Genomic DNA, 18,385 nt, shown 5'->3' on the forward strand with positions numbered 1-18,385 from the left:
TTAAAGCCTGATAATTCAAGGCTTTAAGTTTTTTTTATATTTAACACCAATGGAATAAAAATAAATACGCAACTGATGCCAACACATAACACGCTGGCAAAACTGACTAAGGCTTTGGTTTCGCTTAATGTGAGCAAGCCGAAAGAGAGCAACGTGGTTAACGCAGAAAGCCAAATTGCCAAAAATGAGAGGCTGGTTTCTTTGTTGCTTTCTATATTCGCTTGCTTGTCTGTTTGAGCTTTCGCCATAAAGACCCCATAATCAATCCCCATTCCAAGCAATAGCATTAAGGCTAACGCACTAAAGAGGTTGAAATATTGCCCTGTGAGGGTGAGTGTAGCGGTGGCAAGGCTCATTGCTAACACCAAAACCGCAACTATCGCCAACGCTTTTCGCCACGTTAAACACCAACTAAGCAGAATAAACACGATGACAACACTCACCAGTAAAATGTGCAAAATATGCACTCGGGTTTGTTGAAAGAGATCGCTCCATTCTTGGGTGATATTGTGGTAGCTGATATTTTCCGACTGTGCCGCAAGGGCGTTGGCAAGTTGGCTGTCGCTTTTGGTTAGTGGTATTAAGAGATAATGTTTGCCTTGATGTTGTTGGTATAATTCACGAAAGAGCTTGCCCACCTCGCCTTGTAAAAAATCGGCAAAACTGACCGTTTGCTGAGGATATTTGTCGATAATCTCTTCGCTTAATTCATTCAGTTGTGGCAAGAGTGCAGTCAAAGTGCGGTCTATTTGTTGATAATTTTGCTGTTGTTGTTCAATCGGTTGAATATAATTTTCCAGCTGAAGTGCAGGTTGTAGTGCGGTGCGGTAGGCTGGCTGTTGTAATAACTGCATTAATGTGTAGCTATTTGCTAATAAATCGTTAAGATTGTCCGCTTGCACAATAAAATATTGCAGTTCGTTATGTTGTTGTAACACTTGGCTTATTATCTGTTCATCTTGTAACAGAGCAGGATCTCGGCTTTGTAGCAGGCGTACGTCATCATTAATCTGAATTCGGCTTACCAACAATAACGAAAGCATAAACAGAAGCAAGGTGAACGCTCGCAGCCAGCGTTGTGTTTGCCACTGTTGCAGATATCCCATTATCACCGCAGGATAACGGAATGTGAGCGGTTTTATTCGCACTGTCAAGCAGGGATAGGCGAGCATCACGGTAAATAATGCACCAAATAGCCCGAAAATCGCAAAAACTGCCATCTGTTGCAGGATTGCCAATGGCACAAACAGCATTACTCCATAGCAAAGTGCGGTGGTAATAAAGGCAATAATTAACGGCACTTTCAACCCATTTAATGGGGGGGATTGTAGGTGAGTTGATTTATTGCTGGCGTAAAAACGTTTCACTAGAAAATGCAGACTATAGTCGGTAGAGACACCAATCAAACAGCTGCTTAAGCCTAGTGTAAGCAGGTGAATTTCGCCAAACCACCACCAAGTCGCCAGTGTGCCAAATAACATTGCGGTGAAAAGCGAACTTGTTAGTAATAAAAAGGGGTAAAGGCTGCGGAATACCAGTAGTAATAACAGGATAATGCCAAGCAGTGAACCTGTGCCGATAATGGTAATGTCTCGCTCGACACTTTCGGCGGCCGCGTGGCTAAAAAATAATGCCCCTCTGCGGTAAATATTGATCTCGTTTTTTGCTGTGAGCTGCGTGGTAATTTGATTGATTTTTTCGACTAACTCGGCTTTTTCATTAAGATCTTGAGCGTTGGTTTTTGCTCGAATTAGCAGATAAAAATCATCTTGATATTTGACATAAAGCCAGCCGTTATCACTTTGTAGCCGTTGTTTTTGTTGTAGTAATTGTTGGCGAGTGAGCAGCAGTGGATCTTGTGCTAACTCCTGCAGCGATACACCTGCTACGGGCGAATAAAGTTGCGATTGAATGTAGGTAAAATAATGTGCTGGATCAGTGAGTGCCGCTTTTAGGCTAGGCGTTAATAACATTGCCCGATGATGAAAAAAGTATTGCTGCCACGCTGTCTGTTGTGCGGTGTCTTGGGCTTGAATATCATAGAGTTTTGCGAGCTGTGAAAGCTGTTGAACAAACTCGCCTGCCGCCTGTTGTGCCGCTGCCAGCGTTTTTGCTTTTACCAGCCAAAGAAGCGAATCATTAACCGCACTTGATAACTGCTTATCCACTTCCGTTGGCACAGTGTGGCTTTGCCCTAAAAGGGCGGTCAAATTTCCTTCAATTTTGATTTGATCGCTATTTTTTATCAACACCGCAAGGCTTAATAAGACACACGCCAACCAAATCAGCAGATGGATTTTATTCTGCGTTAAACCAAATTTGCTGTTCATTGCTCAATTTTTCTAGTTGCTGGCACTGCTCAAATTGTAACAGAGTTTGATCTTGCTGTTTATCAAGGATCGTTAGGCTTTCAATATGACGATCTCCTCGCAAGCTGATCTGGCTAAAAAGCAGGTTAAGCGGTGCTTGTTTCGGTACTAAGACCAATGACCATTGTGCTGATTTTGCCTCTAATTCCGTTATCTCAAAATGGTTCGGAATGGCATTAAAATCCCCTTGAAACAGTGAGAAAAGCAGGCGAGTAATATGGAAAAGTTGCGGTTGATCTTTTTCGTAAATCACCTGTTTTTGTTGCTGAATAATTTGAATGAGCTTATCTGCGGCAAGGGCGGTCATCTGTTCAAAAGGTTGTTGTTGCAACAAAGCGATCCCTTGCTTTTGATCCAACCACATTTTGCCTGAGGCATTTAACGGCTTTTTCAACCCTGTTAAAAAGCGTTGTTGGCTAAATTGGCAACGCATTGTCGCAGGAATGGCTAATCGATTTACAATCTGTGCTAATGTCTGCTGTTGTGTTTGAGCCGCTTGTGCAGCTTGAGTAACGATGCCTAAACTTAATAACAAACCGATCAGCAGCCAAGAAAAATATTTTCGCATAAACGCTCCTTAATTTGCCAAAAATGACCGCACTTTTTGCTGAAAGCAGTCAGGGGTAACAAATTGCAAATGCCGCTCGCCCACTGCCACTACCGCTTGCATACTGCTTGCTTTACACAAAATTTTCTGACTTTGCTTATCAAAAAAAGTAAAGCGGATATGAACCCGATTTTCATATTCCAATAATGCCGCCTCTACATCAAATTGCTGATCAAGCACTATCGGCTGGATATATTTAATCTCTGCTTTGATAATCGGGAATTGGTAGCCTCGCTTGATCATTTCGGCATAACCATAACCGATATGATTAAATAAGGCTTCTCTGGCTTGCTCAATAAACTGCCAATACCGCCCGTGCCACACCACTTGCATAATATCAAGATCTTGAAAAGCAGGCTGGCAGGCAACTCGTACGCTGATTAATGCTGGCTGTTTTGCTGACATTCGCCCTCCTTATTTGTGCCAAAAATTAAAAAAGTTAAACCACTCAAGGGGCGATTTTAAGCAGTAATAGGTTAATCGCTCCACATAGTGTTGAATATAAGGTACTATCGCCTGTTCACGCTGCTGGCGTGGCAGCTGGATATTTTTTGCAAATGGCTCAATATAAATATCAAATCGCCCCTCTTGCGCTGGGTTTCTCAAGGCAAAAAGTAAAAAGACTGGCACTTTCAGCAGATGAGCAAGAATATAAGGCCCGTGCGGAAAATAGGCAGGCTGACCGAGAAAATCCACTTGGCTTTGGTTGCTCTTTTGGCTTTCGTTTGGCGAAGTGCGGTCGCCGACCAAGACAATGGTATGCCCTTGCTGAACACGCTCTTGTAGCAATAACAAGGTGGCAGGCGAAATCGCATCAACTTGCAATACTTCAAGTTGATCTTGGTTGCTCTGCTGTTGTTGGATTAATTGATTAAACCGTACAGCGTGCTTGGTGAATACTAACGCTGTGATTTTTAAATCGGTAATTCGAGAACCCAACGCGCGGCTTAGCTCTAAATCACCTAAGTGCGAGCCAATAATCAATCCGCCTTTGAGCTGTTCACAATCAAACTCTTCGGGTGTGTGGAAATTTAAATCTGCTGCGCTAATTTCACCTCGCCACGCAATCAGTTTATTTAGCATCGATTCGGCAAAATAGCTCAAATGGTTAAAACTGGTTAATGCTACCTGCTGATTGAGCGGTAAATGTTGCTGTTTGGCATAATGTTGTACGTTCTGCAAATAGGCTTCTGAGGCTTGGCGATGCGTACGAGAAAATAGCCAGTAATATAAAATCACTGGTTTAAGTAGCAGTCTAAAGCCTTTTCTACCCAGTAGGGAATAAATGGCTAATAGTGTACGAATACCAATTATTGAGCCTGTTTCTTGCATTTTTGACCAATGGGGCTGAGCCGATTTTTGTGCGGTTTTACGCATTAACAGCGAAGGAATGCGATACCAAAATTGCAATAACAGACGGCAGTGCATTCGGCTTAACCGCAAGTTATCATAAAGTTGATCAAAATGCGAAATGCCGTCAGCAGGATAAATCACTTGGCTTGGTATAAAATGGACTTGGCGATAATGCCAGTAATATTGCACTATAATTTCAATATCAAAATCCATTTTGTTGCCGATAAAGTGATTGCGGATCAGGGCTAATGTGTGGCTCACAGGATAAACACGAAAGCCGCACATACTGTCTTTAATCTGTAATGACAGGGTTTCGAGCCAGACCCAAAAATGGGTTAAATATCGCCCATAATAGCGAGCTTTTGGCACAGATTCATCAAAAATAGGATTGGCAGAGACTAAGGTTTCGGGGTGATCTTTGGCATAACTCAATAGCTTTTCAATATCGCTAAGTTGATGCTGGCCGTCAGCATCGACTTGCAAGGCGTGGCTGAATCCGTGAATTTCTGCGAGATACAGGGCGGTTTTAATTGCCCCACCTTTGCCACAATTTTGTGAATGGCGATGTAAAATCAGGTTAAAGTGCGGTTGTAATTGTGCTAATTTTTCTGCCGTTTCGGCATTTGAACCGTCATCAATCACAATAATCGGATAGGAATAAGCCTGCAGTTTCGCTAACACCGCTTCAATAAACTTGCCGTGATTATAACAAGGAACAATAAAACAAGGGCGGAAATTCATTTGCTGTTACTCACTCTGATTTCAGGATAAAAATGCCACTGCTCATCACTTTTTCTGCCTGTTGCCACTTAAAGTCGAGGCGTTTTTGCTCGGGGTAATACTGCACTGATAATAACACCTTGCTTTCAGGTAAAATCGGCTGTTGATATTTAATTTGGCGAATAGTGGCTTGGCTTAATGACAAGGCAAAAAACTGCTGAACAAACTGATGCACTAACCCAAGTTGCACCACGCCAGCGAGCAAGGCAAAACTCGGGAAATGCCCTGCAAAATAGGGATAATCGCCACGAAAATCACACTCAAGACTAAATGCGGTCTCTGATTGGCTGATTAGCTGATATGGTGGTTTGATAATCATACAAATAACTGCTCCAGTTGTTTAATATTTAACTTGCCTTGTTCGTTTAACGGCATAAATTCAACTAATCGAATACGACGAGGCAAGGCGATAAGCTCAATATGATTGCGTAAATGGTTACGCAATAAATTTAATGCGGCTTTACTTGATAACTCGGTGAACTCTGGCGACAACACCACCACTAACCCGATGCTATCACGGTGTGCTTCGCTAATAACTAGGGCTTTTACTTCGCTAATTTCAGGCAGTTGTAAGGCTAAATGCTCAATTTGCGTCAGCGAGACCCGTTTATCCGCAATTTTCGCCACCCGATCCGCTCGCCCTAATAACTCAAAGCCACAAGCGGTGAGATTGACCCGATCTTCCATTGCATACCAGCTATTTTGTGGCAGAAGTGGCGATAAAATCGCAAGGCAGCCGTTCGCATTTTTTTGCACCTCAATGCCATTCAGTGCAAGCCAATCCTCACTTGGGAAATATTTATAGGCTATCGCCCCTGTTTCACTGGAGCCATAAAACTCCATTAATGGGCAATTTAGATAACTTTTCGCTTTTTCACCAACGGCAAGCGGTAATTTTCCACCTGAAGAATAGACCACTCGTGCCGTAGGGTAGCTGAGTTTGTCATCTAAAAAACGTAAAAATGCAGGGCTACTAATTAACGCATAAGGCAGGCTAATTTTGCTTAATTGCTCTGGCATAATTAAGCTGTAATCCCAAAACGGCATTCGCAACACTAAAGGGAAAAACAGGCGGTACATCAAACCGAGCAGATGGTTATGATTCACAGTGGAATACATCACCGCCCCTTGCAATCGCTCTGCAAGCAAGTCATATTCAATCGCTATTTGCCGATCAAAAAGGGCAAAATATTTATCAATCATTTTAGGTGTGCCAGTGCTACCTGAGGTGAAGAGATATAAATCAGGGTTTTCTAGATCAACCGCTTGTGCATTAATCTTGTCGTTAGCTTGCAATAAGCCATCGATTTGTTCAAGACTGAGCGGTTTGTGTGCAGAAATTTGATGAAAATAGACCGCACTTATCCCCTCGTTTTCCACTTGATTGCTCAATGATTCATTATCGGTCAATAACAGTGAAAAGTGCGGTTGAATATCAGCAAGATGTTCTGCGGTTTGTAAAGAAGGCAGAATAATTTTTCGCTGGCAGTGAGCTAACGCTAACAAGGCACAGACCATCAAAAAGCCACTTTTAAATACTAACGCAACCTGTTTATCTGTCGGTCTATTGTTTAATATTTGGACAAAATAAGCAGTATGCAGACGTAAATCTTGCCAAGTATAGTGGTATCCATCACCAAGACAGACCAGATGCTGACTGGTTGTATTGCGGTATAATAGATTTTTCAGCGAAATTAATGCTGTTTTATCTTGAATAAATTGTTGGCTTAATTGTTGTTGTAATTGATCTATTGTCATCAAGAGAACCTTTTCTGCCTTTAACCTTTTTTGGTAGGACTATACTCGTTTGGTTAGCCAAAAATGGCGGATTAGCCACTCGGTTACAAATAATGTTGCCATCAAAATATAACTAATTACGCCATTGTAGAGTGTCCACAGCGATAAATCGGCAAAAAGTGCGGTATAAAATGCCACACTGCCATTTAACACAAAAAACAGACACCACACTTGCGTTACCTTGCGAGTGTAACGAATTGCTTTGACAGGTAACGCTGGCTTTTGCAATCGAGCAAAATATTCAATCATCGTTATTGGGCGAAAAAGACTAGTAAAAAACACCGTAAATAACAATACATTAATAAACACAGGGTAAAAAAGCAGTGCCTGTTGGCTATCGAAGACCAACGCCCCAATCGCAAGGGCAACACCAATAAACGCCGAGTAAATGCCAATGCCTTTTAATGTTGCGGCTTGTTGTTGCATCGATAGATTAGGTGAATGCTCAGGATTGTTGGTTTTAATTTTCACTGTACTGGCAATGAGCATTACACCTCGAAAAATAAATACACATAACACCCCCCAAATTAGCCATTGCAACTTAATATAATGAGAAGCAACATAAATAAAAAGAGGGTAGAGAATAAAGATGATTGTAAATAAAACAGTAATAACCTTTTTCACAAAATGTTATCTGTTAGCTTGATTGCTGTAATTTATAGATAACCTCTACAATATCACCAATCGTGCGGACATTTTTAAATTCTGCTGGATTTACTCGTTTTTTGATTACATTTTGCAAATGTACAATCAGATCCACCGCATCAATACTGTCCAAATCTAGATCATCTACAATATGTGAATCAAGGGTAACGCTATTCGGATCAATATCAAATAACTCAGATAAAAAACCTTTAACCTGTTCAAAAATCTCTGTTTTTTCCATTATCATTATTCCTTGTTGTTATTCTTGATTGCTGCGAATAAAGTCAGCCAATGTTTTTACTGAATAAAAATGTTTATGTACATCATCGCTTTCGGGGTTTAACTGAATATTAAATGTGTTTTTTATTGCCAACCCCAACTCAAGGGCATCAATAGAATCCAAACCTAAACCCTCGTTAAATAACGGTGCGTCCGTTTCAATATCATCAACGGTCAATTCTTCTAAATTTAATGAAGAAATAATCAATTGCTTAATTTGATTTTCTAAAGTTGTCATTATAATTTCCTTGTCAATTCAATCATATCAACGGTTGGTTGTAATAAATTCGCTAAATCTCGATTCAAACGGCGAACCGCTTTACTTTCTGGCACATCTTCAGCAAGATAAGGGGCAATATCGTATAACTCTTGCACTTTCACATAAAAAAATGATTTTCGCTCTGGCACCTGATACCACGCCTGCTCTTTGCTTAAACTGCGAGGCTCGCATACAATATGCACAATCCGCATCGGGACTTGGCAACGAATCGCCAAATTTGCCGCCCCTCGTTGTAACTTCAAGCCCTCACTGTGAAGTGGCGTGCGTGTTCCTTCAGGGAAAATCAACAGCTTTCCGCCTTGTGCTAATCGCTGTTTACAGCTGGCTAACAGCTGTTGTGGATCGGCAGAATTGGCAATATAGCCCGCATTTTTTACTACCATTTTACAAAACGGATTATGAAACAGTGCTTCTTTAACCACACAATCCATTTCAGGCAACACTGAACCGAGCAACACATAATCAATCAGGCTTGGGTGATTCGCCACAATTAAGCAGCCTTTATCTTGCTGCAACAGCTCCACCCCTTCAATTTTGTAATCAATTATACGCAAAAATTTTAACGTCGCCACAAAACTATGAAAACAGAGTTGAATGCTACGCTGGCTATATTTTCGCCGCAATATCGGATCACGATAACGCAAGCGAATCGCCAACATATAAATATTACCCAAAATTGCCGCACCAATGCCAAAATAGGCAAAGGCAAGGCCTGTGCCGACAATTCGCCACAGTTTGTTTAATTGCGTGTAAATTGCCATTGTTGGGTATCACTCACTAAGCAAAAGTGCGGTTGTTTTTGGAAAAATTTCTGCAAAAACTGCAAACCATCAGGGCTTTTTGTGCTGGCTTGCTCGCTTCGTTCAGACCAAGATAGCTGCCACTGCTCCCCTTGAGTCAGCACCATTGCCAACGCATAAGGTTCACTTATCTCATCGTTTGCAAGATAAGGTTGATAATGTGCAGGCACCACGCCGTCAAACATCACCAACAACACTTTCTTTTTGCCATCTTGTAAGGCTAATAACGCCTCAACTAACCCTGCACAAAAGGTTTGATCCTCTGCTGCCACCGAGCTAATTGGGGCAATGTTTTTCGCTAAAATACTAAATTGCCCTGCTGGTGCGTTATGTACGGCAGTGGCAAAATCTGTTGGCGACATCTCACCGCTTTGGAAAAAGTGGCTTAATAATTTATAGGTTCGCTCTAGCTGTCCGTGTCTGCTGGCAAAAACAATCGCATCAATGTCAGGGTGTAATTCATTTAGCTCCAAGGCTAATTGAATCGCCATTTTATCAGCCAACAACATACGACGAGCTTGTAACATCGGGATTTTTGACGCTTTAAAGTTGTTAGCTTTTGGCAGCGCCAAATCCGCTTGGCTTGCCCACGCCTGCCACTCAGCCTCTTCAGTGAATGCGGCTGAATAAGCCTTACAAGCCAGTAGATTAAAGGTTAGCATAAATGATTACTCCCTTTTTCATTACAACCACTTAAGCAGAAGACTGGCAAAGTTCCGCTAATACTTTCAAGCGGCGGCTATGTTCTTTCACATACGGATTGTCCAGATCCCACGCATAACCTGCCAAAATCGAGCTAATCATCGCACTAACTCGCTCATTGCGATTTTGAGCAAACACCACATTTTGGAAACTTAAATCATACCAGCCCATTACATAAGTGCGGAATGTGTCCACGCCACGTTGCAACACGTCGGCAAACTCACTTTGCCAATTCACTTGCTCACCTTTAAATTGGCGATCTAACGCCTTAACAGCAAGGCTTGCACTGCACATCGCAATGGTTACCCCTGATGAAAACACGGGGTCTAAAAACTCAGCACTATTGCCAAGCAGAGCAAAACGTTTACCATAAAGCTGTTTGACATTGGCTGAATAGCCAGTGAGTTTTTGATATGGCGTATCCCATTTGGCTTGGTCTAAAAGTGCGGTCAAATTTGGTGTATTTTTCACAAAATGCTGCAAACATTGCTCAAGATTATCGCCAAATTGAGCAAAATAGTGTGGCTCACCAACCACGCCGATTGAGCTTCGGCCATCACTAAATGGAATCAACCAAAACCAAATATCTTTATGCTCAGGGTGTACGCTGATCAGGATTTTATCACGCTCAAATTGCGAGGCGGTGATGTTATCTTCAATATGAGTGAAAATCGCTTGGCGAGGCGGTAAATTAGACGGTGTTTCTAACTGCAATAACCGAGAAAGTACCCGACCATAACCACTGCCATCTAGCACAAATTCACACTCGATCTGATAGCTTTCGCTTTGCTCAGGCTTAACCGTTAATAATGCACAATTTTCTTGAAAAACAACCTCTGTAATTTCGTGCTGATAACGGATTTCAATTCCTTGTTCTAGCGCACAATCTGCCAGTAGCTGATCAAACTCGGCACGTTTTACTTCATAGGCATAAGGCTTGCTATTTGCGGTAAATTGTTTGCCAAAGTCAAACACGGTGTATTCATCTGCTAAACCAAAGGCAGCACCATTTTTAATTTGATAGCCTTGAGCTTCCACCGCTTCAAGCATTCCTGCTTCTTCAATAAAATCTAAACAGTGAGGAAGTAAGCTTTCACCAATGGAAAAGCGAGGAAATTGTTGCTTTTCCAGCACAACAACATCATATCCCTTGCGCTTTAATAATGTGGCGGCAATTGCCCCCGAAGGTCCAGCACCAATCACCACCACCTTTCTTTGTTCTACCATTACGTACCTTGGGGTTATTTAACAAAATCACCTTTTAACGCAACACCTGCCATAACGCTGCCTGCATGGCATTCGTAAGTCGTCGTGCTTTTATATGGATTTTTCTTATAATAACTCACTATATTTGAGATTTTTTTCACGCCTAACTGCTTTGCACGTTCTTGCATTTGTAACATAGCGGATAGCATTGCCCATTGGCACGCTTTTTCGTCTGATTTGTTAAATGCATTAGTTTTTTTGTTAGTAGAAGCTGTTTTTACGACGCTACCAGCTACGGATTGACCAAAATAAAATTTAATAGTTGGATCTAACTTTTCTTTCGCTTCTGGCAGATTTAATACATCTTTAATTGGTAAATGATAGGTAGTATCACGCGCAAAACTATTTGCTGAGAATAACATACCCACGCCCATTAATAGCAAAATTGCTTTATTCAGTTTCATTGTCTTTTCCTCTTATATTGATGAGTCAAAATATTGTACCTAAATATTACACCTGAGTTAATTTTGATACCGCTTGAAAATTAACGAGGTATTTACACCACCGAACGCAAAATTATTATTCATCACATAATCTGTTTTGCATTCAATAGCTTGTTGTTGAATATAGTTTAAATCTGCACAGCGTTCGTCCCGCTGTTCAAGGTTGATGGTTGGCATAAATAATCCATCATTCATCATCGCAATACTAAACCACGACTCCAACGCACCGCAAGCTCCTAATGTATGCCCTAAATAGCTTTTGATTGAAGAAACATAAGGCTGATGACCAAAAACATTATAAGTTGCACGGCTTTCGGCAATGTCGCCACGCTCTGTCGCTGTGCCGTGTAGGCAAACATAGCCAATTTGATCGGCAGAAATGGTCGCTTGTGCTAAAGCCTGCTCTAAGCAAACTTGCATTGTTGCAAATTGTGGCTGGGTAACGTGCGTTGCATCACAATTTGTTGCAAAGCCGACAACTTCGGCATAAATTTTTGCTCCACGCTGTTTAGCGTGTTCTAACTCTTCTAAAATAAAGGTGCCTGCACCTTCCCCTAACACTAATCCATCTCGTTGTGCATCAAATGGACGTGGCGTAAGTTCAGGATTATCATTGTTTTGACTGGTGGCAAAAAGGGTATCAAACACCGCCACTTCACTCGGGCAGAGTTCCTCTGCACCGCCTGCAATCATAATATTTTGATAACCGTGTTTAATCGCTTCATAAGCATAACCAATCGCTTGGCTGCCTGAGGTACACGCAGTCGAAGAGGGAATAACTCGCCCTTGCAAGCCAAAATATAAGCTAATATTGGCCGCTGTGGTGTAAGGCATCATTTGAATATACGTTTGAGCGGTGATAGCGTGAGTGTGTTTTTCGCTGAGCATCGTCCCAAACGCTCGCACAGGCTCAGTGCTGCCTGTACAAGAGCCATAAGAAACGCCCGCATTGCCTGCTTTTAAATAATCACTATTGAGCAAATTTGCATCAACTAAGGCTTGCTCAGTAGCGACCACCGCCATTTGTGCCACTCGCCCCATACTGCGACTTTGCTTTTTGGTAATGTGAGCAGGGAGCTTAAAATCAGACACAGGGGCTGCAAGGCGACTTTGCAAGCCGTCATACACTTCCCATTCTGGCACATAAACCACCGCATTTTGGTACTGCAACATACGCTGTTTAATCGTCGCCCAATCGTTACCGAATGCGGTTACGCCTGACATTCCCGTAACAACAACACGTCTGTTATTTATACTCATACCATACCACCATTAATCGCAATCACCTGACGGGTGATATACGCCGCTTTATCGCTCATTAAAAATGCCACAAGATCAGCCACTTCTTGTGCCTGCCCCATTCGCTGCATTGGAATCAGTGGCAAGGCGTGCTTTTGCACCTCTTCGCTAATCATTCCTGTATCAATTAACCCAGGTGCGACGCAATTTACCGTAATTTTGCGTTTGGCAAGCTCCAACGCTAATGCCTTTGTCGCACCAATTAAGCCTGCTTTTGAGGCACTGTAATTGACCTGACCACGATTACCAACCATACCAGAAACACTGGCTAAGGTAACAATACGTCCGCCTTTGCGAGCAGAAATCATCGGCATAATCGCAGGGTGAATCACATTATAAAAGGCATCTAAATTGGTATGAATCACACTATCCCAATCTTCTTCGCTTAAACTTGGAAATGCCCCATCACGGATAATCCCAGCATTAAGCACCATACCATAATAACTGCCATTTTCTGCAATATCCTGCTCAATCATTGCCCGACATTGCGTGCGATCACTAACATTAAAACAGAGCAATCGCCCATCGCTGCCAAGATCTCGAATTTGCTGTAAGGTATCCGCCGCCCCTTGTTGGTCGGAAAGATAATGCACCACAATCTCAAAGCCTAATTTCGCCAACTCAATGGCAATCGCTTTGCCAATCCCTTTGCTTGCACCAGTAACTAATACACTTCTCATCATTTCTCTTTCTAATTTACTTTTTTCCAACAGCCTGCTTTAATGCTGCAATTTCGCTCTCATTCGGTTGATATGTCGTCAGTTTTCCTTCAGCCACGACAACACCCTCTTGATTAATCATTCGAGCCGCAAAATTTGCCATCTGATTATCTTGCATAATAATTTCCGCTTGAATCTTTAATTTTTCATTTTTTTGATAAAATTCAACCGCTTGTCGGCACTGTCTGCCACCCAGTAAAAAACCGATTTTCGGCTCACTGTTTGTTTTTAACTTAGCGTGATAACCTGCCCAAACACCCACTGCTTGAGCCATTAATTCCACACTGATCCACGCTGGTACACGTCCATTTTCATCTAAAAAAAGGGTAAACTTATCATCAATGCGAGTATCGACTTCAACAAAATTCTCTTGGCAAAGAGATAGATTATCCAATAACATCATCGGTACATCGTGGGGCAAATAATCACCAGCTTTACCTAACATTTATCCTCTCTTTCGAATAATTAAACTGCTATTGTTACCACCAAAGGCAAATGAATTACTCATTATTACTGGTTTTTCTAAGTAACAATCTTCAAAAATCACGCCAATCTCAGGCAATTTATCATCATAATAGCTGCTTTTCGGCGCGTTACTTTGACGTGGCAATAATGGTTTTTCCGTCTCACTATAATGTTCAAGCAGCAAACAGCTTATTGCCAACTCAGTTGCCCCAGCTGCGCCTAAGGTATGCCCTGTTAAATGCTTCGTACTGCTACAAGGAAGTGAGCCAAAAACACGGCTCACCGCCAAACTCTCCATACTATCATTGAGTGGCGTGGCTGTGCCGTGTAGATTGAGATAGCCAATCTCCTGTGGCGACAGATGAGCATCTTCCAATGCCATTTGCATTGCACGCTCCGCACCCAGCCCGTTTGGCTCTGGGGCGGAAATATGGTAAGCATCGCTACTTTCGCCCACTCCAGCTAATTCAATCTCACTTGGCTCTCGGGTTAAAACAAAGATCGCCCCAGCTTCACCAATATTAATCCCATTACGGTTCGCCGCAAAAGGGCGAGTGTGTTGTTCAGAAAGCGAAGCCAGCGAATCAAACCCATTTAAGGTTAAATGACACAAGGTATCAACGCCGCCAACAATCACGGCATCAACCAACCGACTGGCTAATAAGCGTTTTGCCGAAATAAATACCCGAGCGCTCGAAGAGCAGGCGGTAGAAATGGTAAAGTGCGGTGCTGTTAAGCCTAAATATTTTGCGACAAAGCCCGAAATAGAGCCGAGTTCTTGGCAGCGATAATCATAATTTGTTGTCTCAGGCTGATAAATGCTTGCCTCGCCTAAATCAATACCAGCCGTGCTTGTTCCCATCACCACCGCAACCCGAGAGCGACCATAACGAGCAATCAACGCCGTTAATTCCGTGTCTAACTGCCGCAAACACCATAACGCCACCTGATTATTACGGCAAGTATAAATAGAAAGATCGCTAGGAATAGATGGCAAATCAACGACAGGAATATTGCCAACATAGCTATGCTTCTTGGCTAAAAATTGTTGATCTAATTGAAGTAAACAACGGTTTTCCACCAGATTATTGAAAATAGTCGGCTTATCTGCACCTAACGCATTACAAAAAGCATAATGATGAATAAAAACCGCTGGCTCCCGCATTCCTTGTTTTTTCCTTTATTCTAAATGTTCTAGCAAAATCTGATAGTGAAACTGATAATGCGTAATCTGTTTTGCCTGCTGATAAGCATCATCGCCATAATCAACCCGAACAACCGCCTGCCCCTTATCATTCAACACAACACGCTGCTTATCCTGATCACTTATCTGCCAACCCACTGGCAACACTGACTGCCACGCAGTGAGCGGAAGAGTGGTAAGTAAAATATCCCCAACAATTTGTGGCAAAGGCGGCAGATTATTATTAGCCAAATTAACTTGCTGTTTCACATTGATCGTTTGACCATTATACTCCAGTTGCGCAAGTCTAATTCCCACAGGCGAAAGCAAGGTTAAACTTAAACGCTCTGGCGATAACGCTAACAAAGTTAATAGATGATGATTACTTGGTTTCATCTGTTGAGCATTAATATGAAGTAATTGTTGCGCTTCAATCGTTGGCGCAAAACTAAGCGAAGGTAATGGCACTTGTGTTGTTTTTTGTAGGTGATATTGAGTATTGTTCGTTGAGAGCTGACAACCGCACAAAAATATCGTCAATGCACAACAAATAAAACGAAAATATTGCATTTTTACCATTACATTAGATTTTTACTTCATTGATAATTTATTTTAATAAAATAAATTGTTTTGTAAATAAATAAGTAACAAGACATTATATAGATGTAACAAATATGCTTTTTATCATTTAGCATTTTAAAAAGGGTCTGATGTTAGGGGTTCTTGCTGATTTAACTTTATTGATGAAATTTTGTCATTTTGTAAGACCTTGTTTTTGATAGATTTAATTCAAAAATGATCCCTAATGAAAAAAATTTTTTTAAAAATTAGTAACATTATGTTACTAGGTATCATTTTGGATCATTTCGCCAAAAACAAAACCACGCAAAAAGAACAAAATAAACAGAATGGATTTAGAATTTGCTTATTTTTCAATAAGCTAGTGAACAATATAAACAAAAACGCTTGAAAAAATCTTTCTTCTGGCGGTGAGAGGGGGATTCGAACCCCCGATGCACTTTCGCACATACACGCTTTCCAGGCGTGCTCCTTCAACCACTCGGACATCTCACCATAATAGAAATTTGAGCAGGAAAATAGAGGAATTGCAATATATTCACTTTCCAATACTTCGTCAAGTATTTTTAAATCAATCAGTTAAGTTTGATTTTTCTTTAAGCAGTCCTTATAACTGATATGGTCATAAAGCAATAACGTATTGATTTAAATTGAGTATTAAAGACACTTATTTATGTGAAGAGTAAAAATGTTTTTGCATAAATTTTTAGTTAACATTTTTGTGCTTTTACAAACAATAATACAGGGCGATGTTGTAAATCTTTAAATTCTTGTTGCCATTCAGGTTGTGTATCTAGCATAGGTTCTGCAACCTGTTGAATAGTAAAACCTGCTTGAATTAGATCATTCAGAATGGTAGAAAGTTTTCGATGATACGTTTTAAATGGTTGTTTAAACCAGTTACGTTGGCGTAATCCTTCCTCTCGATAATAATTTAAGCGATAAGCAATTTGCTGTTTATTTTGATCCTTTTCCCAACGTTCTCCACTTTGATAACAAGTTACAATCGGGTGTTCTTGTGAAAAAATGAGCTGTCCATTTGGAGTTAGCTTTGCTGCAATTTGCTGTAAAAGTACAGGAAAATCAGCTATATAATGAAAAGCAAATGAACTGGTAACCAAATCAAACTGATTATCTGGGCAGTCAGCAAGTTGTTCCATGGCGAGCGGATAAAGATTATAGCGTTCTGTTGTGATTCCAGCGTGTTGTAGATTAGTCGAGGCTTGTTGTAGCATTTTTTCAGATAGATCAATGCCAGCGGCATATTTAGCACCTTGTTGTAAATAGTGTTGTAAATGAACGCCCATTCCACAACCAAGATCTAATACTCTTTTTCCTGTAAGATTGCCAACGAGTTGGAACATCGTTGGCTTTTCGACAATTTCATTCAGGCTGATGGGGTTATTTCTTAATTTTTGGTATAACTCGAAAAATTCAGCCTGATCATAGACACTTTTTTGCATTACTGACCTGTAAATACGGGAAGAAAACCATAGCGAGCGGCTAATTGTGCAACAATATTTAGTACCCCAAATAAAATCACAAAATAGATCATAAAGTTACCACCGAACACACAATACGTTTGATCAGGGAATTTTTTACGACAAGCTTTTGCTAATAATGCAGGAACGATTGCCGCCCAGATCGTTGCAGCTAGCCCAGCATAACCAATCGCCATTACAAAACCAAATGGGAATTGTAGGCTAAGGATAAGTGGTGGTAAAAATGTTATTAATGTGGTTTTAGTTCGCCCAGCAATACTATCATCAAATTTGCATAAATCTGCAATATAGTCAAATAAACCAAGAGTTACGCCCAAGAAAGAGCTGGCAATCGCCATATAAGCAAAGAAATTGAGAATCACTGCCATATATTCTATTTGAATATATTTGTTTAATGCGCTAAGTAATACCGCAATATCACCATCTTTCGCGATAACTGGTGCAAATTCGCTACGAGGTAAATTCCCTTGAATCGCTAATTGCCATAAGACATAAATCGCCAGCGCAATGAATGTCCCTAAAATAATGGATTTTTCAACACGCTTTCCATCACGATTATAATATTTCACCAAACTTGGTACATTACCGTGGAAACCAAATGAAACAAGGCAGACGGGTAAAGCCGCTAATAAATAAGGTAGGTAGCTTTGTTCGCCTGTCGCTATTGTATTAAAAAGTACTTCCGTTTTTACGGAGGTTAATAAACCTGTTGTAGAAAGGAAAAAGGCAATAACCATTCCTGCAATTAAGATTGTGGTAAAACGATCTACTGCTTTGGTTGATAACCATACAAAAGCAGCCAAAATAATACAGAAAATTAATGAACCATAACTTCTGCCCAATTCAACTGTATGGCTATCTGACGTGAGTAACTGATTTAGCAAGTTTTCGGTAATTCCTCCGCCTGATGTAATGTAAGCATAAGTAAGAATATAAAGTACAAACACTAACGATAAACTATTGATAATATTGGCAGTGTTACCCAGTAGATCTTTCACAATCGTGCTAAAACTTGCACCAGTAGGATAATGTAGGTTTGCTTCTAAAATCATTAGCCCAGAAGTTGTCATACAAAACCATGTATAAATCAGGGCAAGGATTGAACCGATAAACCATAAGCCAGCGGTCGCAGTTGGGTTTGCAAACATTCCAGCGCCAATTGCAGTACCTGCAATAATCATAGCGCCACCAAGTAAAGAAGGGATTTTCTGACTCATGATAATTCTCCAATGATTTTTTGCACTATTATAGTAGTACATTTTTAAAAGTAAAGGAGATTTAATAGAGATTTTTTAGGCGGAGACGTCATGATAAAGC

Annotated in this window: 20 protein-coding genes and 1 tRNA gene; all 21 read right to left on the reverse strand. The window is 41.0% G+C overall.

The genetic code is table 11. The annotated features are described in order from the left end of the window. Positions 1–23: 23 nt before the first annotated feature. Positions 24–2,330 carry an MMPL family transporter gene (locus ACFFHK_RS04815; RefSeq protein ID WP_382370093.1) on the reverse strand — a complete coding sequence of 769 codons (2,307 nt, stop codon included), beginning with the start codon at positions 2,328–2,330 and terminating at the stop codon, positions 24–26. Continuing rightward, on the reverse strand, positions 2,299–2,937 hold the full coding sequence (locus ACFFHK_RS04820) for an outer membrane lipoprotein carrier protein LolA (protein ID WP_382370094.1): 639 nt from the start codon (positions 2,935–2,937) through the stop codon (positions 2,299–2,301). Before ACFFHK_RS04820 ends, ACFFHK_RS04815 begins: the two co-directional genes overlap by 32 nt. Positions 2,938–2,946: 9 nt before the next feature. Further along, positions 2,947–3,381 carry an acyl-CoA thioesterase gene (locus ACFFHK_RS04825; RefSeq protein ID WP_382370096.1) on the reverse strand — a complete coding sequence of 145 codons (435 nt, stop codon included), beginning with the start codon at positions 3,379–3,381 and terminating at the stop codon, positions 2,947–2,949. Positions 3,382–3,390: 9 nt separating this feature from the next. Next, complete coding sequence (locus ACFFHK_RS04830; protein WP_382370098.1) at positions 3,391–5,070, reverse strand: glycosyltransferase family 2 protein; 1,680 nt, start codon at positions 5,068–5,070, stop codon at positions 3,391–3,393. A 10-nt stretch (positions 5,071–5,080) separates the two neighbouring features. Next, entirely contained in the window at positions 5,081–5,428 is a 348-nt protein-coding gene (locus ACFFHK_RS04835; protein WP_382370100.1) for an ApeI family dehydratase, read from the reverse strand. Next, complete coding sequence (locus ACFFHK_RS04840) at positions 5,425–6,867, reverse strand: AMP-binding protein (protein ID WP_382370102.1); 1,443 nt, start codon at positions 6,865–6,867, stop codon at positions 5,425–5,427. The genes ACFFHK_RS04835 and ACFFHK_RS04840 overlap by 4 nt, the downstream gene beginning before the upstream one ends. 39 nt (positions 6,868–6,906) lie before the next feature. Then, positions 6,907–7,530, reverse strand: a complete 624-nt coding sequence (locus ACFFHK_RS04845) for a COG4648 family protein (protein WP_382370104.1) — start codon at positions 7,528–7,530, stop codon at positions 6,907–6,909. A gap of 13 nt (positions 7,531–7,543) precedes the next feature. After that, a complete protein-coding gene (locus ACFFHK_RS04850) occupies positions 7,544–7,792 on the reverse strand; it encodes an acyl carrier protein (RefSeq protein WP_382370106.1) in 249 nt (82 codons plus the stop codon). 18 nt (positions 7,793–7,810) lie between these two features. Then, entirely contained in the window at positions 7,811–8,068 is a 258-nt protein-coding gene (locus ACFFHK_RS04855) for a phosphopantetheine-binding protein (protein WP_382370108.1), read from the reverse strand. After that, positions 8,068–8,871: a lysophospholipid acyltransferase family protein gene (locus tag ACFFHK_RS04860; RefSeq protein WP_382370110.1), complete on the reverse strand. Its 804-nt coding sequence runs from the start codon at positions 8,869–8,871 to the stop codon at positions 8,068–8,070. The genes ACFFHK_RS04855 and ACFFHK_RS04860 overlap by 1 nt, the downstream gene beginning before the upstream one ends. Next, positions 8,850–9,572: a beta-ketoacyl synthase chain length factor gene (locus ACFFHK_RS04865; protein ID WP_382370112.1), complete on the reverse strand. Its 723-nt coding sequence runs from the start codon at positions 9,570–9,572 to the stop codon at positions 8,850–8,852. The genes ACFFHK_RS04860 and ACFFHK_RS04865 overlap by 22 nt, the downstream gene beginning before the upstream one ends. Positions 9,573–9,603: 31 nt before the next feature. Further along, positions 9,604–10,839: an NAD(P)/FAD-dependent oxidoreductase gene (locus ACFFHK_RS04870; RefSeq protein ID WP_382370114.1), complete on the reverse strand. Its 1,236-nt coding sequence runs from the start codon at positions 10,837–10,839 to the stop codon at positions 9,604–9,606. A gap of 14 nt (positions 10,840–10,853) precedes the next feature. Further along, a complete protein-coding gene (locus tag ACFFHK_RS04875) occupies positions 10,854–11,282 on the reverse strand; it encodes an excinuclease ABC subunit A (protein ID WP_382370116.1) in 429 nt (142 codons plus the stop codon). 57 nt (positions 11,283–11,339) lie between these two features. Then, complete coding sequence (locus ACFFHK_RS04880; RefSeq protein WP_382370118.1) at positions 11,340–12,581, reverse strand: beta-ketoacyl-ACP synthase; 1,242 nt, start codon at positions 12,579–12,581, stop codon at positions 11,340–11,342. Then, positions 12,578–13,303 carry a 3-ketoacyl-ACP reductase FabG2 gene (locus tag ACFFHK_RS04885; protein ID WP_382370120.1) on the reverse strand — a complete coding sequence of 242 codons (726 nt, stop codon included), beginning with the start codon at positions 13,301–13,303 and terminating at the stop codon, positions 12,578–12,580. The genes ACFFHK_RS04880 and ACFFHK_RS04885 overlap by 4 nt, the downstream gene beginning before the upstream one ends. 13 nt (positions 13,304–13,316) lie before the next feature. Further along, positions 13,317–13,784: a hotdog family protein gene (locus tag ACFFHK_RS04890; protein WP_382370122.1), complete on the reverse strand. Its 468-nt coding sequence runs from the start codon at positions 13,782–13,784 to the stop codon at positions 13,317–13,319. Continuing rightward, the gene (locus ACFFHK_RS04895; RefSeq protein ID WP_382370123.1) at positions 13,785–14,969 is read right to left on the reverse strand and encodes a beta-ketoacyl-[acyl-carrier-protein] synthase family protein; all 1,185 of its coding nucleotides are present in this window, start codon (positions 14,967–14,969) and stop codon (positions 13,785–13,787) included. It abuts the gene before it with no gap. A gap of 15 nt (positions 14,970–14,984) precedes the next feature. Beyond that, positions 14,985–15,557: a DUF3261 domain-containing protein gene (locus ACFFHK_RS04900; RefSeq protein WP_382370125.1), complete on the reverse strand. Its 573-nt coding sequence runs from the start codon at positions 15,555–15,557 to the stop codon at positions 14,985–14,987. A 414-nt stretch (positions 15,558–15,971) separates the two neighbouring features. After that, positions 15,972–16,061, reverse strand: a tRNA-Ser gene (locus ACFFHK_RS04905). A 215-nt stretch (positions 16,062–16,276) separates the two neighbouring features. Then, positions 16,277–17,029, reverse strand: a complete 753-nt coding sequence (locus tag ACFFHK_RS04910) for a class I SAM-dependent methyltransferase (protein ID WP_382370127.1) — start codon at positions 17,027–17,029, stop codon at positions 16,277–16,279. Then, the gene (mtr, locus tag ACFFHK_RS04915) at positions 17,029–18,288 is read right to left on the reverse strand and encodes a tryptophan permease (protein WP_382370388.1); all 1,260 of its coding nucleotides are present in this window, start codon (positions 18,286–18,288) and stop codon (positions 17,029–17,031) included. The genes ACFFHK_RS04910 and mtr overlap by 1 nt, the downstream gene beginning before the upstream one ends. Positions 18,289–18,385 lie beyond the last annotated feature (97 nt).

It is taken from the genome of Gallibacterium trehalosifermentans, from assembly GCF_042433055.1.
Taxonomy (GTDB): Bacteria; Pseudomonadota; Gammaproteobacteria; order Enterobacterales; family Pasteurellaceae; genus Gallibacterium; species Gallibacterium trehalosifermentans.